The organism is Vogesella sp. (assembly GCF_046297735.1).
In the GTDB taxonomy this organism is placed as follows: domain Bacteria; phylum Pseudomonadota; class Gammaproteobacteria; order Burkholderiales; family Chromobacteriaceae; genus Vogesella; species Vogesella urethralis.
The window spans coordinates 77,195-90,997 of sequence record NZ_JBKBHK010000007.1 but is presented as its reverse complement, the minus strand read 5'-3'; the positions used below and the strand labels follow the sequence as shown (position 1 = coordinate 90,997).

The window sequence follows — 13,803 nt, the reverse complement described above, 5'->3', positions numbered from 1 at the left end:
TGCCCTTGTTGTTGTGGCGTACGCTGCTCAGTCGGCGCCGTCGCCGTCTTTGAACCACAGCGCGTCCGGCAGCCGGCCGAATACGTCACGCAGCCCTTCGCCCCAACCCTGGCGCAGCTGCAGGAAGTACGGGTCGTCTTCGGTCACGCGGTGGCGTGGGGCAAAGTCGAAGTTATCGCGCTGCTGCCACAGCAGGTCGATGGGCAGGCCCACCGACAGGTTGGAACGGATGGTGGAGTCGAACGAGATCAGCGTGCACTTGATGGCCTGCGCCAGCGGGGTGCGGTGGCTGATGACGCGGTCGAGAATGGGCTTGCCGTATTTGGATTCGCCGATTTGCAGGTACGGCGTGTCCGGCGTGGCTTCGATGAAGTTGCCCTGCGGGTAGATCTGGAACAGCCGTGGTGCCTCGCCCCGGATCTGGCCGCCCACCAGAAAGCTGCAGCTGAAATCCACGCCCTGCCCTTGCGTACTGCCGTTGCCGTCGCGGGCCAGTACTTCGCGGATGGTCTTGCCCACCAGCTCTGCCGCCTCGTACAAGCTGGCGACATTGTGCAGGTTGGGCGCGTTGTGGCCGAGCCGGCTCTTGAGCAGGCTGACCACGCTCTGCGTGGTAGCCAGGTTGCCGGCATTCAGCAGCACGATCTGGCGCTCGCCCGGTACCGCAATCACATTCATCTTGCGGAAGGTGGCGACGTGGTCCACCCCCGCATTGGTACGCGAGTCCGATGCGAAGATCAGCCCCTCGTCCAGTACCATGCCTACGCAATACGTCATTACTGATCTGCCTCCGAGACCTTGGCGTGCGCCTGCATCGCCTCGCTGCCGCCACCGCGCCGCACGCCGCGTACAGGGCTGGCGTCGCTGTAATCCAAGCCGACGGCCAGCTTCAGGTGATGGCGGTCGGGGCGCTGGCGGTTGCTGATGTCAAAACCCAGCCATTGTTCGCCGTCGTAGGCTTCTGCCCAGGCGTGGCTGGCCACGTGCGTATCGCGGTCGCTCAGCAGGTAGCCGCTGACATAGCGTGCCGGCAAACCCAGGCAACGGCAGGCCGCGATAAATACATGGCTGTGATCCTGACACACGCCGGCACCCAAGGCCAGCGCCTGCGCCGCGGTAGTACCGGCGTGGGTGATGTCCTGGGTGTAGGGCATGGCGTCGGCGATAGCCTGCATCAGCGCGGTGAGGCCAGCCTCGGGGTTGGCCGCAACGGCGTCGGCGTGGGCGGCGGCCAGCGCCCGGATAGCGTCGTCCGGCTCGGTCAGCGCCGTTTCGCGCAGGAACACCGGCGCCGGCAGCACTTCGGGTTGGTCCAGCCAGTCGTCGCAGGTTTCCACCACGCCACGGGCCTTCAGGCGGATCTCGCTATGTGGCGTGTCCAGCGTCAGCACGTGCAGGATGTTGCCGTAGGCATCGGTGCTTTCGCTGGCGGCTACCGGCAGCTCCAGCTGCCAGCTCACCACGCGCTGGTGGCCGCTGTTGGCCGGGGTGAGTCGCAGGTACTGGGTGCTGTGGCTGACGGTGTCGTCGTAACGGTAGACGGTTTCGTGATCGATGGTCAGTTGCATGATGCCTCCGCAAGTTCTCGGGTCAGGGGGAGCTGCCAGTAGGCCACGTCCAGCCAGCGGCCGAACTTGCGGCCAACCTGCTCGAACAGTGCAACCTGCTTGAAGCCCAGGGTACGGTGCAGGCCATCGCTGGCCGGGTTGGGCTGTGCCACGCCGCCAATGACGGTACGCATGCCCAGTACGGCCAGGCGGCGGATCAGTTCGCGGTACAGCAGCTTGCCCACGCCCTGGCCGACAGTGGCCTGGCGCATGTAGATGCTGCTTTCCACCGCGTGGCGGTAGGCCGGGCGCAGGCGCCAGCGGGTGGCGTAGGCGTAGCCCAGCATGTCGCCACTGGCTTCGGCTACCAGCCACGGCAGGCCCTGGGCCTGGGTGCTGGCAATACGCTCGGCCATCTCGGCCACGGTGACCGGCTTTTCTTCGAACGAGATGGTGGTGTACTCGATGTAGGGGTTGTAAATGGCGCAGATGGCGGCCGCATCGTCCGGCGTCGCCTCGCGGATCAGTAACTCACTCATGCTGCCTCCAGATAAGCCCCGTGGATGGCATCGCCCAGGCCGTGTATCTGGCTGAGAAACTGCGTCAGGTAGGTGTGCAGGCCGTCGTCCAGGATGCTGTCGATCTGGCCGTAGCACATCTCGGCATGCAGCGTGGCGGCCAGCCGCTTGGCGCGGTTGCCGGTGTCGCCCTTGATGCGTGGCAGCAGTTCGGCAATCTCGTCCACGCAGGCACGCAGCGAGCGCGGTACATCCGGGCGCAGGATCAGCAGTTCGGCCACGCGGCGCGAGCTGAGCGTGTCGCGGTACAGCTCGTGGTAGGCCTCGAAGGCGCCCAGCGAGCGCAGCAGCGCGCCCCACAGGTAGAAGTCGGCGGCGCTGTCTTCGGCGGCATTGCCCACCAGGTGCGATTTCACGTTGATCAGGCGCGCGGTGTTGTCGGCCCGTTCCATGAAGGTGCCCAGGCGGATGAAAGAAAAGGCGTCGTTGCGCTGGATGGTACCGTAGGTAGTGCCACGGAACAGGTGCGAGCGCTCTTTCACCCAGTCGAAGAAGCCTGCCAGCGGGCGGCCTTCCAGCCCCATCTGCCGGGCTTCCAGCCAGGTGGCGTTGATGCTTTCCCACATCTCGCCGGTAATCTTGCCGCGCACGGCGTGGGCGTTTTCGCGGGCGTATTTCAGGCAGTTGACGATGCTGGCCGGGTTGGCCGCGTCAAAGGTCATGAAATGCAGTACGTCGCTGGCGGCCAGTTGCGGGTGGCGCGCGCGGCAGGCTTCCAGTGCGCCGGTGGTGGCCAGTGCGGCGCTGATGTCGCTGCCACCGCGCGATTGCGGCAACAGTGACAGGCTGTGGGTCACGTCCAGCAGGCGCGCCAGGTTTTCGGCGCGTTCCATGTAACGGCTCATCCAGTACAGCTGGGATGCGGTGCGCGAGAGCATCATGATTGGTCCTCCAGAATCCAGGTGTCCTTGGTGCCGCCGCCTTGCGACGAATTCACCACCAGCGAGCCTTCTTTCAGTGCCACGCGGGTCAGGCCGCCGGCCACCATGCTGATGTCGCGGCCGGACAGCACGAAGGGGCGCAGGTCGATGTGGCGCGGGGCAATGCCCGACTCCACAAAGGTGGGGCAGGACGACAGGCACAGCGTGGGCTGGGCGATGTAGTTGCTGGGGTCGGCGATGATGCGTTGGCGGAAGTCTTCGATTTCGGCGCTGCTGGCTGCCGGGCCGATCAGCATGCCGTAGCCGCCGGCGCCGTGCACTTCCTTCACCACCAGCTCGTGCAGGTTGTTCAGCACGTGGTCCAGCTCGGCCGGACGGCGGCACATCCAGGTGGGCACGTTCTGCAGCAGCGGCTCTTCCGACAGGTAGAAGCGGATCATGTCCGGCACGTAGGGGTAGATGGATTTGTCGTCCGCCACGCCGGTGCCGATGGCGTTGGCCAGGATCACGCCGCCGGCGCGGTATACCGACAGCAGGCCCGGCACACCCAGCATGCTGTCGGCGCGGAACGCCAGCGGGTCGAGGAAGGCGTCGTCGATGCGGCGGTAGATCACGTCCACCTGTTTGTGGCCGGCGGTGGTGCGCATGTACACGCGGTTGTTTTTAACAAACAGATCTTGCCCTTCCACCAGCTCCACGCCCATCTGCTGCGCGAGGAAAGCGTGCTCGAAGTAGGCGCTGTTGTGGTGGCCCGGCGTCAGTACCACCACGGTGGGGTTGTCCACCGCGCTGGCGTGGCGCAGCGTGTTCAGCAGCAACGTCGGGTAATGCTGTACCGGCGCCACCGCGTGGCTGGCAAACAGCTCGGGGAACAGCCGCATCATCATCTTGCGGTTTTCCAGCATGTAGGACACGCCGGACGGCACGCGCAGGTTGTCTTCCAGCACGTAGAAGTTGCCGTCGCTGTGGCGGATGACGTCCACGCCGGTGATGTGGGCATAGATGCGGTGCGGCAGGTCCAGCCCCTGCATCGCCGGCTGGTACTGGCTGTTGGAAAACACCTGCTCGGCGGGAATGATGCCGGCCTTCACGATGTGCTGTTCGTGGTAGATGTCGTGAAGGAAGGCGTTCAGCGCGGTGACGCGCTGGCGCATGCCTTTTTCCAGCGTTTGCCAGTCGCTGGCCGGGATGATGCGTGGCACGGTATCGAACGGAATCAGGCGTTCGGCGCCGGAATCGTCGCCGTATACGGCAAAGGTAATGCCGACGCGGTGGAACATCAGGTCGGCTTCGGCGCGTTTGCGGGCCAGGGTTTCGGGCGGCTGCGAATGCAGCCAGCGGGCAAAGTCACGGTAATGGGGCCGGATGCCGCCACTGTCGAGCAGCATTTCGTCGTAATGACCGTTTTCGGGGAGGGTCAGAGCATGCATGGCATTCTCCAGAGGTGATGTTCTTATTGTTTTCAATCGATAAACCTGACGCGTCGGGCGCATACAGGGCCTGACTCGCAACCGGCAAGCCGGTATCAGGCTGGTTAGCAATCCATGTGCCTGCCCCGGATAGGCTAAAGCCCGCAGCACGGCTGCCAAGCGTCAAGCGTGACGCGGTGATAAACAATGTGCGCTTCGCATGCGGTTGGCGGCAAGGCATTGCTGCGCTGCAAGATAGGCGCCGTCGCGTGTCTGGCTGGTACCGGCGATTTTCCGTTTTATTTCGATAGTTTTTGCCATGCAGTAAGCCGCGGTAGTACCACCGTGCAGGCGGGGAGTACGGCGATGGCCTCGGTGGTGCGACTGTTACGCCAGTCTTGCCTGGCTTGAGAAAACGGCCTTGTTACGGGGCTGCCAGGCCTGGCGCAGGACGCTGCCAGCAGGGGCTGTGGCGCTCAGGCGACAAGCGGGCGCTTGGTCTGGCACGCACCATGGTTGTGGTCTGGCACGGCGGTGCACCGCAGGCAGGCATCCGCGACTGCATCATGACGCCGTGCTGCAAACTGGTGCTGGCCGCCCTGTTTTGAGGCTGATATAGCGTGCGCTGACAACCAGCTTTGGTGCGTCAATGCTCACTATCGATACGCTGTGCTTTTGTATATGATTTGTATTGGACAAATCGCGAGGTGCAGCATGGACACGATCTGGATTACCGGCGCCAGCGGCGCCATCGGTAGCGCGCTGGCGCGGCGCCTGTCGCCCGGCCACCGCCTGGTGTTGAGTGCCCGCAGCGAAGACGGGTTGGCCGCACTGGCCGCCCGCCTGCCCGGCGAGGTACTCGTGCGCCCGCTGGACACGCTGGACGCCGCCGCCGTGCGCGACACGGTGGCCGGCCTGGCTGCCGACGGCGTGGCGCTCACCGGCTTGGCGCACTGTGTGGGCAGCACGCTGATCCGCCCGCTGCACCTCACCGCCGAAGACGACGCCTGGCAGCTGATGCAGCACAACTGGCTCAGCGCCGTGCACGTGCTCAAAGCCTTTGTTGCCGCCGCGCTCAAGCACAAGCAGCCGGCCAGCGCGGTGCTGGTGGGCTCGCTGGTGGCGCAGGCCGGCTTCCCCAATCACGAAGCCATTGCCAGCGCCAAGGCGGCGGTGGCCGCGCTGGCGCAAAGCACCGCCGCCAGCTACGCCGAGCGCGGCATTCGCGTGAACTGCGTGCACCCGGGGCTGACGGTGTCGGCGCTGTCGGCGCGCCTCACCGGCACGCCGGAAGCCATCGCCCGCAACGCGCAGGCCAACCCGATGCAGCGCGTGGGCCAGGGCGACGATAGCGCCGCGCTGATCGCCTTCCTGCTGTCGCCCGAAGCCGGCTGGATTACCGGCCAGAACATCGGCGTCGACGGCGGCCACGGCGTCATCCACCCCTTGCCCAAGGCATGAGCTACAGCGTTGTCTGGTTCAAGCGCGACTTGCGCCTGGCCGACCACGCTCCGCTGTGCGCCGCCGCCGCGCGCGGCCCGCTGCTGTGCCTGTACGTGGTAGAGCCGGGGCTGTGGCAGCAGCCGGACGCCTCGGCGCGGCAATACCATTTTCTGCGCGAAAGCCTGCACGACCTGGCTGGCCAGCTGCGCGAGCGCGGCCTGCGGCTGTACGTGGCGGTGGGCGAGATCGGAGAGGTGCTGACGCAGCTGTACGCGCAAGCGCCGTTCGACGCGCTATTCGCCCACGAGGAAACCGGCAACGACTGGACCTACCGCCGCGACATCGCCGTGGCGCGCTGGTGTGCGGCCAACCGTGTGCAGTGGCGCGAGTGGCCGCAGTTTGGTGTGGTACGTGGCGGCCTGAACCGCGACCACTGGCAGCCGCAGTGGGAGGCGTTGATGGCGGCACCGTTATTGCCGGTGCCGGCGCTGCAACAAGTGGCACTCAGTTGGCCGCCGGTGCACCTGCCGGGTGCAGCGGCACTGGGTTTGGGCGATGGCGACGCGCCGGGGCGGCAGCCCGGTGGCCGCACGGCAGCGCTGGCGGTGCTGGACGATTTCCTGCTGGATCGCGCCGCGCAGTACCGTGGCGGCATCTCGTCGCCGCTGTCGGCGCCCAGCGCCTGCTCGCGTTTGTCGCCGTATCTGGCGCTGGGGTGCATCTCGATGCGCGAGGTGGTGCAGGCCAGCCGCGCCATGCTGGCGCAGCTGCACGGCGATGGTGCCGCCAGCCGGCGCACGGCGGGCATCCGCGCCTTCATCAGCCGCCTGTACTGGCACTGCCATTTCATCCAGAAGCTGGAAAGCGAGCCGGCGCTGGAATGGCGCAACCTGCATCGTGGCTACGACGGCCTGCGCGAAAACGACTGGGACGAGGCGCGTTTTGCCGCCTGGCGCGACGGCCGCACCGGCTGGCCGCTGGTGGATGCCTGCATCGCCATGCTGCGCCACACCGGCTGGCTGAACTTCCGCATGCGCGCCATGCTGGTGTCGGTGGCGGCTTACCCGCTGTGGCTGCACTGGCGGCCGGTGGGGCTGTGGCTGGCGCAGCAGTTTGTCGATTACGAGCCAGGCATTCACTGGAGCCAGCTGCAAATGCAGTCCGGCACCACCGGCATCAATGTGCCGCGCATCTACAACCCGCTAAAGCAGGCGCGCGAACACGACCCGTACGGCCGCTTCGTGCGGCAGTGGCTGCCGCCGCTGCGCCGCGTGCCCGATGTGTGGCTGTTCGAGCCATGGCGCATGCCGCCCGATATCCAGGCGCGCTGTGGCGTGCAGGTTGGCCGCGACATTCCGCAGCCGCTGGTGGATGTAGAAGTGGCCACCCGCGAGGCCAAGGCGCGGCTGTTTGCGCTGCGCGGCCGCCCCGAGGTGCGCGCCGGCAAGGCCGCCATCGTGGCGCGGCATGGCTCGCGCAAGCGCGGCGAGGCGCGTGGCAATCGTCGCCCGCCAGCTACCCCCGGCCAGCTGAGCCTGGACTGGTAGCGTGCACACCGCCCCGTTATCCGCTCGCACAAAACAACACGGCCGCGCCCTGTTGCCAGGGGCGGCCGTGTTAGTCGGTACGGAAAGCTTAAGCAGCGGCGATGGCGGCTTCGGCAGCGGCCAGGGCGGCAGCCTTGGCGTCCGGGCCCATGGCCACGCCTTCAGCGCGCACGAAGGACACGTCGGTGATGCCCAGGAAGCCCAGCACGGTCTTCAGGTAGTCTTCCTGGAAGTCCATTTGCTGGCCTTGTTCGTTGCTGTACACGCCGCCACGGGCCGACACCACGTACACCTTCTTGCCACCGGCCAGGCCAACCGGGCCGGTTTCGGTGTACTTGAAGGTGCGGCCGGCCACGGCCACGCGGTCGATCCACGCTTTCAGTTGCGACGGTACGCCAAAGTTGTACATCGGGGCGCCGATCACCAGCACGTCGGCGGCCAGGAATTCGGCGATCAGCGCGTCGCTGCGGGCGGCTTCGGCTTGCTGCAGCGGGCTCCAGTCGGCCTTGTCGGTAAAGGCGGCGCCCAGGATTTCGCCGGACAGGTGCGGAATTTCGTTGGCGGCCAGGTCATGGTAGGTCACCTGCGCGCCGGCGTGGCGGGCGCTCAGGGTGCTAACCAGGGCCTGGGTCAGGCCGCGGGATACCGAGTTGGTGGCGAGGATGCTGGAATCGAGGTGCAGGATGTTCATGGTGCGGCTCCGTTTGGGGTGTGTGCCGCACGCTGCGGCGATGGGTGTACTGTAAATCTGCGACCAATCACGCACTAGACGGCTAGAATCGGATTCATTGTTCCACTGGCGAGACAATGTGATGCAAGACCTCAACGATCTGCTGTTTTTTGCCAAGGTGGTCGAGCACGGCGGTTTCAACGCCGCCAGCCGCCAGCTGGGCGTGCCCAAGTCGCGGCTGTCGCGCCGCGTGGCCGAGCTGGAAGCGCGCATCGGCGTGCGCCTGCTCCAGCGCACCACGCGCCGGCTGGCGCTGACCGACGTCGGCGCGCAGTACTACCGCCACTGCCAGGCCATGCTGGCCGAGGCCGAGGCGGCCGAAGAAACCATCGCCCGCCACACCGCCGAGCCGCGCGGTCTGGTGCGCGTCAGCTGCCCGGAGCTGCTGGCCAAGACGCTGCTGGCGCCGCTGCTGCCGGCCTTCATGGCGCGCTACCCGCAGGTGCGCATCGTGCTGGAAGTGACCGGCCGCCGCGTCGACCTGATTAACGACGGCATCGACGTGGCGCTGCGCGTGCGGCAGCGGCTGGACGACAGCGCCAGCATCGTGGCGCGGCCGCTGGCGCAAAGCGAAAGCGCGCTGGTGGCCAGCCCGGCGCTGATTGCGGCCCAGGGTTGGCCGCAACACCCGGCCGCCCTTACCGCTTGGCCGGCGCTGGTGATGAGCCGCCCCGACGGCCGTGGCGAGTGGCCGCTGTTGGACGAAGTGGGCCAGCTCACCCGGCTGGACATCGCCGAACCGCGGCTGATGACCGACGACCTGCTGGTGCTGCGCGAAGCCGCCATCGCCGGCTGTGGCGTGGGCCTGCTGCCGTTGATGGTGTGCCACGACGCGCTGGCCGATGGCCGCCTGCAACGCGTGCTGCCCGGCTACCGCACGCCGGACGGCATCCTGCACGCCGCGTTTACCGGGCGCCGCCACCTGATACCGGCGGTGCGTTGTTTTATCGATTTTCTGGTGGAGGCGCTGCCGCCGCAGCTGGCGCGCTGCGAAGGGCACGGCCTGCCCCTGCCCGGCTGAACAAGCACCGCAGGCGCCGCCACCGTTGCAAGGAGAGCAAGCATGAAAATGCGCAAGAAAGCCGACCTGCCCAGCAAGGTGTGCGCCGCCTGTGGCCGCCCGTTCAGCTGGCGCAAGAAATGGCAGGCGGTGTGGGACGAGGTGAAGTATTGCTCCGACCGCTGCCGCCATATGCGCCGGAGCGCATCATGAGCGCCGTAGCGTACTGGTTCCGCCACGACCTGCGCCTGGGCGACAACCCGGCCTTGTGCCAGGCGCTGGCGCAAGCCGACACCCTGCTGCCGATGGTGTGCCTCGACGATAGCTGGCAGCCGCATTCGCCGTGGCCGTTTGCCCGCCTGTCACCGGCGCGGCAACGGGTGCGCGCCGACGCCATCGCCGCGCTGGACGCCGCCTTGCGAGCGCGCGGCAGCCGCCTGCTGGTGCTGCACGGCGCGCCGCAGCAGGTGTTGCCGCCGCTGTTGGCGCGCCATGGCGTGCAGCACATCGTGGCCGAAGACATCGCCGCCCCCGAGGAGCAGGCGCAGGTAGCCGCCTTGCGCCAGGCCGGCTTGACGGTCAGCACCGTGTGGCAGAGCACGCTGCTGGACCCGGCCAGCCTGCCGTTTGCCCCTGCCGCGCTGCCGGCCAGCTTTACCGCCTTCCGCCAGCGTGTGGAGGCGGCCGGCGTACGCCCGCCGGCGCCGTTGGCCGCACCGGCCCAGCTGCCGCCGCCACCCGCCGGCGTGGACTGGCAGTCCTTGGCCGTTATCGACGCCCAACCCGACCCGCGCAGCAGCCTGCCGTGGCACCTGCCGGCGGCTCACGCTGGCGAAGCGGCCGGCCTGGCGCATCTGCAGCAGTACCTGGCGCGGGACCTGCCGCGCACGTACAAGGCCACCCGCAATGGGCTTGTCGGGCAGGACTACTCCAGCAAGTGGTCGTTGTGGCTGGCTCTGGGCAGCGTGTCGGCGCGTACGCTGTACGCCGCGCTGCAAGACTACGAGGCGCAGCACGGCGCCAGCGACGGCAGCTACTGGCTGTGGTTCGAGCTGCTGTGGCGCGATTACTTCCGCCTGCTGCACCGGCAGTACGGCGCCCGGCTGTACCGGGGGCGCGGCCTGCACGGCCAGCCCCCGGCACCGATGGCCGACGAGGCGTTTGCACGCTGGTGCCAAGGCCGCATCGGCCACGCTTTTATCGATGCCGGCATGCGCGAGCTGGCCGCAACCGGCTATCTGTCCAACCGCCTGCGCCAGAACGTAGCCAGCTACCTGTTGCACGATCTGGGCGGCGACTGGCGCGCCGGCGCGGCGTGGTTCGAAGCGCAGCTGGTGGATTACGACGTGTACAGCAACCAGGGCAACTGGCTGTACCTGGCCGGGCGCGGCACCGATCCGCGCGGCAGCCGCCGCTTCAACCCCGACAAGCAGGCTGCCGATTACGACGCCGACGGTGCCTATCGCCGGCTGTGGGGCACGCGCTAGCCGCTGCGGCCAACCCTGGGCGCTACCTTCAGCGCACTGGAGTACACCTGCTACCTGCGTGACCTGAACCCCGATGCCATTCTGCCGCGCGTGGCGGTATCGGAAGGCCGGCGCCGGCTGACGCTGGCCGAGCTGGTGGCCGACCTGGCCGACCACGACGCAAGGCACCGGCTGGAAATCGACGAACTGCTGCAGGCGCTGGACAGCGTGGGGGTGTGAGGCGGCGCGGCCAGGGTTGGCCGCAAAAGATCAGGCGTACAGCGCGGCCAGGGCGGCGGCGCGTTCGGCGATGCCGTCGCCGTCGAACAGGCCGCCGATGACGGCGATGGCGTCGGCGCCGGCCGTCACCACCTGGCCGGCGTTGTCGGCGGTGATGCCGCCGATGGCCACGCGCGGCACGCCAAGGTTGGCCGCGTCGGCAAACAGCGACAGCGGCGCGTGCACGGCGCCGGGTTTGGTGCCGGAGGCAAATACCGCGCCGAACGCCACGTAGCTGGCGCCGGCGGCTACCGCGCTGCGCGCCAGGTCCAGGCTGTTGTAGCAGCTGGCGCCGATGATGGCAGCTTCGCCCAGCCGCGCACGGGCGGCGGCGATGGCGTCGTCGTCTCGCCCCAGGTGTACGCCGTCGGCGCGGATGGCTTCGGCCAGCGCCACGTCGTCGTTGACGATGAAAATGGCGCCACGGCTCTGTGCCAGGCTTTTCAGGATGTTGGCCTGCCACAGGCGTCGCACGGCGTCGCTGCCCTTGTTGCGGTATTGCAGGATACGGGCGCCACCGTCAAGGGCGGCGCTGACTTGTTCGATCAGCTGTTCGCTGTTGTCGGTGTCGGGGGTGATGGCGTACAGGCCGCGGATCATGGCGTGTCGGTGTCCTTGTTGTCGTCTTCGCTGGCGTCGTCGTTGGCCCAGAACAGGCGGTCGGGGATGTACTGCCCCATGCCGGGGCGGAAGCCGTAACGCAACGCCTGCCAGGTGAAGTCCTGCGCTTCTTTTACCGCTTCGGGTACCGCCAGGCCGCGTGCCACCAGGCCGGCAATGGCCGACGCCAGCGTGCAGCCGGAGCCGTGGAAGCTGCCGTTCAGGCGGGGCCAGGTGTCGGCGCGAATCTCGCCGGCCAGGTCGTACAGGCGGTTTTCCACGTCGCGGGTGGCTTCGTGGGTGCCGGTGATGAACACGTAGTCGCAGCCCAGCCGCGTCAGGCGCTTGGCGCAGTCGGCCACGCTGAGGCTTTCTTCGTCTTCGTCATCGTTGGCCGCCAGCCGGCGCGCCTCGATGCTGTTGGGGGTGAGCACCGTTACTTGCGGCAGCAGCACGTCGCGCAGCACGTGGATCAGCTCCTCGCGCGACAGCTCGTCGCCACGGCCGCTGGCCAGTACCGGGTCGTAGATCAGCGGGATGTCGGGGTAGTCGCTGGCCAGCTCGGCGATGGCCACGGCGTTGTCGATGCTGCCGATCATCCCCACCTTGAACGCGGCCACCGGCATGTCTTCCAGCACTGCGCGCGCCTGGTCGCTCACCCATTCGTCGTCGATCACCATGAAATCCTGCACGCCGCGCGTATCCTGCACGGTGATGGCGGTGATGACGGACAGCGGGTGGCAGCCCATGCTGGCCAGGGTAAGGATGTCGGCCTGGATGCCGGCGCCGCCGGTAGGGTCGGAGCCGGCCAGGGTCAGCACGATGGGTGGGAGCGGATTGTCGGTGCTCAAGGCAGGACCTCTTTTGTTTACAATAGGGGGCAAGGTGGCGTGCCGCGCCGCGATTGTAACGCGGCCCCATGACTTCATATTACTCTTTCAAAGGCAAATGCTATGCAAACCTGGATGTGTCTGATCTGCGGCTTTATCTACGACGAAGCGGCCGGTCGCCCCGAAGACGGCATCCCCCCGGGCACCAAGTGGGAAGACGTGCCGATGAACTGGACCTGCCCCGATTGTGACGCCCGCAAGGACGACTTTGAAATGATGGCGTTCTAGCCATCGGCAAGCAGAAAGGCTTACGCGACATGAACAAGCTGGCTATCCGTATCTCCGCCGCGCTGGTGCTGGGTGCCGCGCTGGCAGGCTGTGTCAACACCACCTCCAGCGGCGAGGTGGGCGTCAAGCGCAAGCAGTTCGTGCTGCTGTCCTCGCAAGAGGTGGATCAGCAGTCTGCCCTGGCCTACAGCCAGGAATTGAGCAAGGCCAAACAGGCCGGCGTACTCAATGCTAATCCTGCCACCACCCGCCGCGTGCGCGCTATCTCCGACCGGTTGATCCGCCAGGTAGGCGTGTTCCGCATGGATGCCATGAAGTGGCAGTGGGAGGTGAACGTGGCCAGCGTGGACGAGCTGAACGCCTACTGCATGGCCGGCGGCAAGATCATGGTGTACACCGGCCTCATCGACCGGCTGAAACTCAGCGATGACGAGCTGGCCACGGTGATCGGCCACGAAATCGCCCACGCCCTGCGCGAGCACAGCCGCGAAGGCATGAGCGAGGAGTACGCCAAGCAGGCCGGTCTCAATATTGTCGGCCAGCTGGCCGGGTTGTCGCAGACCTCCATGCAGTTGGCCGCACTGGCCACCGACGTGGCGCTGTCCAAGCCGCGCAGCCGGGTAATGGAGACCGAAGCCGATACCATCGGCCTGGAACTGATGGCGCGTGCCGGTTACAACCCGCAAGCGTCGGTAACGCTGTGGCAGAAGATGCTGAAAGCCGGTGCTGGTAGCGGGCCGGGCTTTCTGTCGACGCACCCGTCTGGTGAAGCGCGCATTGGCGAGCTGCAACGGTTGATCCCCAAGGTGATGCCGCTGTACCAGGCCGCCAAGCGCTAAGGCCGCGTTTCACGTGAAACTTACCCGCGCCCAGCTGGACCAACTGTACGCTGCCGCGCTGGCGCTACCCGGCGCCGGCAGCGAGCTGCTGTGGGACGGCGTGACGGTGCTGAAGGTGGAAGGCAAGATGTTCGCCACCTTTGTTGCCGACGCGCTGGCCTACAAGGTGGCAGACGCTGACTTTCTGGCGCTGTCCGGCCTGCCCGGCGTGCGGCCGGCGCCGTACCTGGCGCGGGCGCACTGGATCAGCGTCGCCAGCACCGAGGCGCTGACCCTGGCCGAGCTGCAGGCCGGGTTGGCCGCATCGCACCGGCTGGTGCTCTCCAAACTCCCCAAGAAAGTACGCACCGCGTACGGACTGTGACC

General features: G+C 67.2%; 17 protein-coding genes. 9 read left to right on the top strand and 8 right to left on the bottom strand.

What is annotated here, in order from left to right; translation table 11 throughout:
* Positions 1 to 27: 27 nt before the first annotated feature.
* Genes ACK4FZ_RS10535 through ACK4FZ_RS10515 form a run of 5 tightly spaced genes read right to left on the bottom strand, consistent with a single transcriptional unit; the run spans position 28 to position 4,436 of the window.
* Positions 28 to 777: a peptidase gene (locus ACK4FZ_RS10535; protein ID WP_409820617.1), complete on the bottom strand. Its 750-nt coding sequence runs from the start codon at positions 775 to 777 to the stop codon at positions 28 to 30.
* Positions 777 to 1,568, bottom strand: coding sequence for a transglutaminase domain-containing protein (locus ACK4FZ_RS10530; RefSeq protein WP_409820615.1), 792 nt, complete (start codon positions 1,566 to 1,568; stop codon positions 777 to 779). Before ACK4FZ_RS10530 ends, ACK4FZ_RS10535 begins: the two co-directional genes overlap by 1 nt.
* Positions 1,559 to 2,086: an arsinothricin resistance N-acetyltransferase ArsN1 family B gene (locus ACK4FZ_RS10525; RefSeq protein ID WP_409820613.1), complete on the bottom strand. Its 528-nt coding sequence runs from the start codon at positions 2,084 to 2,086 to the stop codon at positions 1,559 to 1,561. The genes ACK4FZ_RS10530 and ACK4FZ_RS10525 overlap by 10 nt, the downstream gene beginning before the upstream one ends.
* On the bottom strand, positions 2,083 to 3,006 hold the full coding sequence (locus ACK4FZ_RS10520; protein WP_144370666.1) for an alpha-E domain-containing protein: 924 nt from the start codon (positions 3,004 to 3,006) through the stop codon (positions 2,083 to 2,085). Before ACK4FZ_RS10520 ends, ACK4FZ_RS10525 begins: the two co-directional genes overlap by 4 nt.
* Entirely contained in the window at positions 3,003 to 4,436 is a 1,434-nt protein-coding gene (locus ACK4FZ_RS10515; protein ID WP_144370667.1) for a circularly permuted type 2 ATP-grasp protein, read from the bottom strand. The genes ACK4FZ_RS10520 and ACK4FZ_RS10515 overlap by 4 nt, the downstream gene beginning before the upstream one ends.
* A gap of 693 nt (positions 4,437 to 5,129) precedes the next feature.
* On the opposite strand from ACK4FZ_RS10515, the gene ACK4FZ_RS10510 reads away from it, so the two are divergent.
* Positions 5,130 to 5,876 carry an SDR family NAD(P)-dependent oxidoreductase gene (locus ACK4FZ_RS10510; protein WP_409820610.1) on the top strand — a complete coding sequence of 249 codons (747 nt, stop codon included), beginning with the start codon at positions 5,130 to 5,132 and terminating at the stop codon, positions 5,874 to 5,876.
* Positions 5,873 to 7,405, top strand: a complete 1,533-nt coding sequence (locus ACK4FZ_RS10505) for an FAD-binding domain-containing protein (RefSeq protein WP_409820609.1) — start codon at positions 5,873 to 5,875, stop codon at positions 7,403 to 7,405. The genes ACK4FZ_RS10510 and ACK4FZ_RS10505 overlap by 4 nt, the downstream gene beginning before the upstream one ends.
* Before the next feature lie 88 nt (positions 7,406 to 7,493).
* Here ACK4FZ_RS10505 and ACK4FZ_RS10500 read toward each other — a convergent pair whose 3' ends face one another.
* A complete protein-coding gene (locus ACK4FZ_RS10500) occupies positions 7,494 to 8,096 on the bottom strand; it encodes an FMN-dependent NADH-azoreductase (protein ID WP_409820607.1) in 603 nt (200 codons plus the stop codon).
* 121 nt (positions 8,097 to 8,217) lie between these two features.
* On the opposite strand from ACK4FZ_RS10500, the gene ACK4FZ_RS10495 reads away from it, so the two are divergent.
* From ACK4FZ_RS10495 to ACK4FZ_RS10480, 4 genes are all read left to right on the top strand, one after another.
* Positions 8,218 to 9,156, top strand: a complete 939-nt coding sequence (locus tag ACK4FZ_RS10495) for a LysR substrate-binding domain-containing protein (protein WP_144370671.1) — start codon at positions 8,218 to 8,220, stop codon at positions 9,154 to 9,156.
* A 42-nt stretch (positions 9,157 to 9,198) separates the two neighbouring features.
* Entirely contained in the window at positions 9,199 to 9,348 is a 150-nt protein-coding gene (locus tag ACK4FZ_RS10490) for a DUF2256 domain-containing protein (RefSeq protein ID WP_409820605.1), read from the top strand.
* Positions 9,345 to 10,622 (top strand): DASH family cryptochrome, encoded by a 1,278-nt coding sequence (locus tag ACK4FZ_RS10485; RefSeq protein ID WP_409820603.1) that lies wholly within the window; start codon positions 9,345 to 9,347, stop codon positions 10,620 to 10,622. Before ACK4FZ_RS10490 ends, ACK4FZ_RS10485 begins: the two co-directional genes overlap by 4 nt.
* A 90-nt stretch (positions 10,623 to 10,712) precedes the next feature.
* Positions 10,713 to 10,841, top strand: a complete 129-nt coding sequence (locus ACK4FZ_RS10480; protein WP_409820601.1) for a hypothetical protein — start codon at positions 10,713 to 10,715, stop codon at positions 10,839 to 10,841.
* 30 nt (positions 10,842 to 10,871) lie between these two features.
* On the opposite strand, the gene thiE is transcribed toward ACK4FZ_RS10480, so the two are convergent.
* On the bottom strand, positions 10,872 to 11,480 hold the full coding sequence (gene thiE / locus ACK4FZ_RS10475; protein ID WP_409820599.1) for a thiamine phosphate synthase: 609 nt from the start codon (positions 11,478 to 11,480) through the stop codon (positions 10,872 to 10,874).
* Positions 11,477 to 12,331, bottom strand: a complete 855-nt coding sequence (locus tag ACK4FZ_RS10470) for a hydroxymethylpyrimidine/phosphomethylpyrimidine kinase (protein WP_144370677.1) — start codon at positions 12,329 to 12,331, stop codon at positions 11,477 to 11,479. Before ACK4FZ_RS10470 ends, thiE begins: the two co-directional genes overlap by 4 nt.
* Positions 12,332 to 12,433: 102 nt before the next feature.
* On the opposite strand from ACK4FZ_RS10470, the gene ACK4FZ_RS10465 reads away from it, so the two are divergent.
* The 3 genes from ACK4FZ_RS10465 to ACK4FZ_RS10455 are packed head-to-tail and all read left to right on the top strand — an operon-like array spanning position 12,434 to position 13,801.
* Positions 12,434 to 12,598: a rubredoxin gene (locus tag ACK4FZ_RS10465; protein ID WP_047968505.1), complete on the top strand. Its 165-nt coding sequence runs from the start codon at positions 12,434 to 12,436 to the stop codon at positions 12,596 to 12,598.
* Positions 12,599 to 12,627: 29 nt separating this feature from the next.
* Positions 12,628 to 13,437 (top strand): M48 family metallopeptidase, encoded by an 810-nt coding sequence (locus tag ACK4FZ_RS10460; RefSeq protein WP_409820597.1) that lies wholly within the window; start codon positions 12,628 to 12,630, stop codon positions 13,435 to 13,437.
* Positions 13,438 to 13,450: 13 nt separating this feature from the next.
* Positions 13,451 to 13,801: an MmcQ/YjbR family DNA-binding protein gene (locus tag ACK4FZ_RS10455; protein ID WP_409820595.1), complete on the top strand. Its 351-nt coding sequence runs from the start codon at positions 13,451 to 13,453 to the stop codon at positions 13,799 to 13,801.
* Positions 13,802 to 13,803 lie beyond the last annotated feature (2 nt).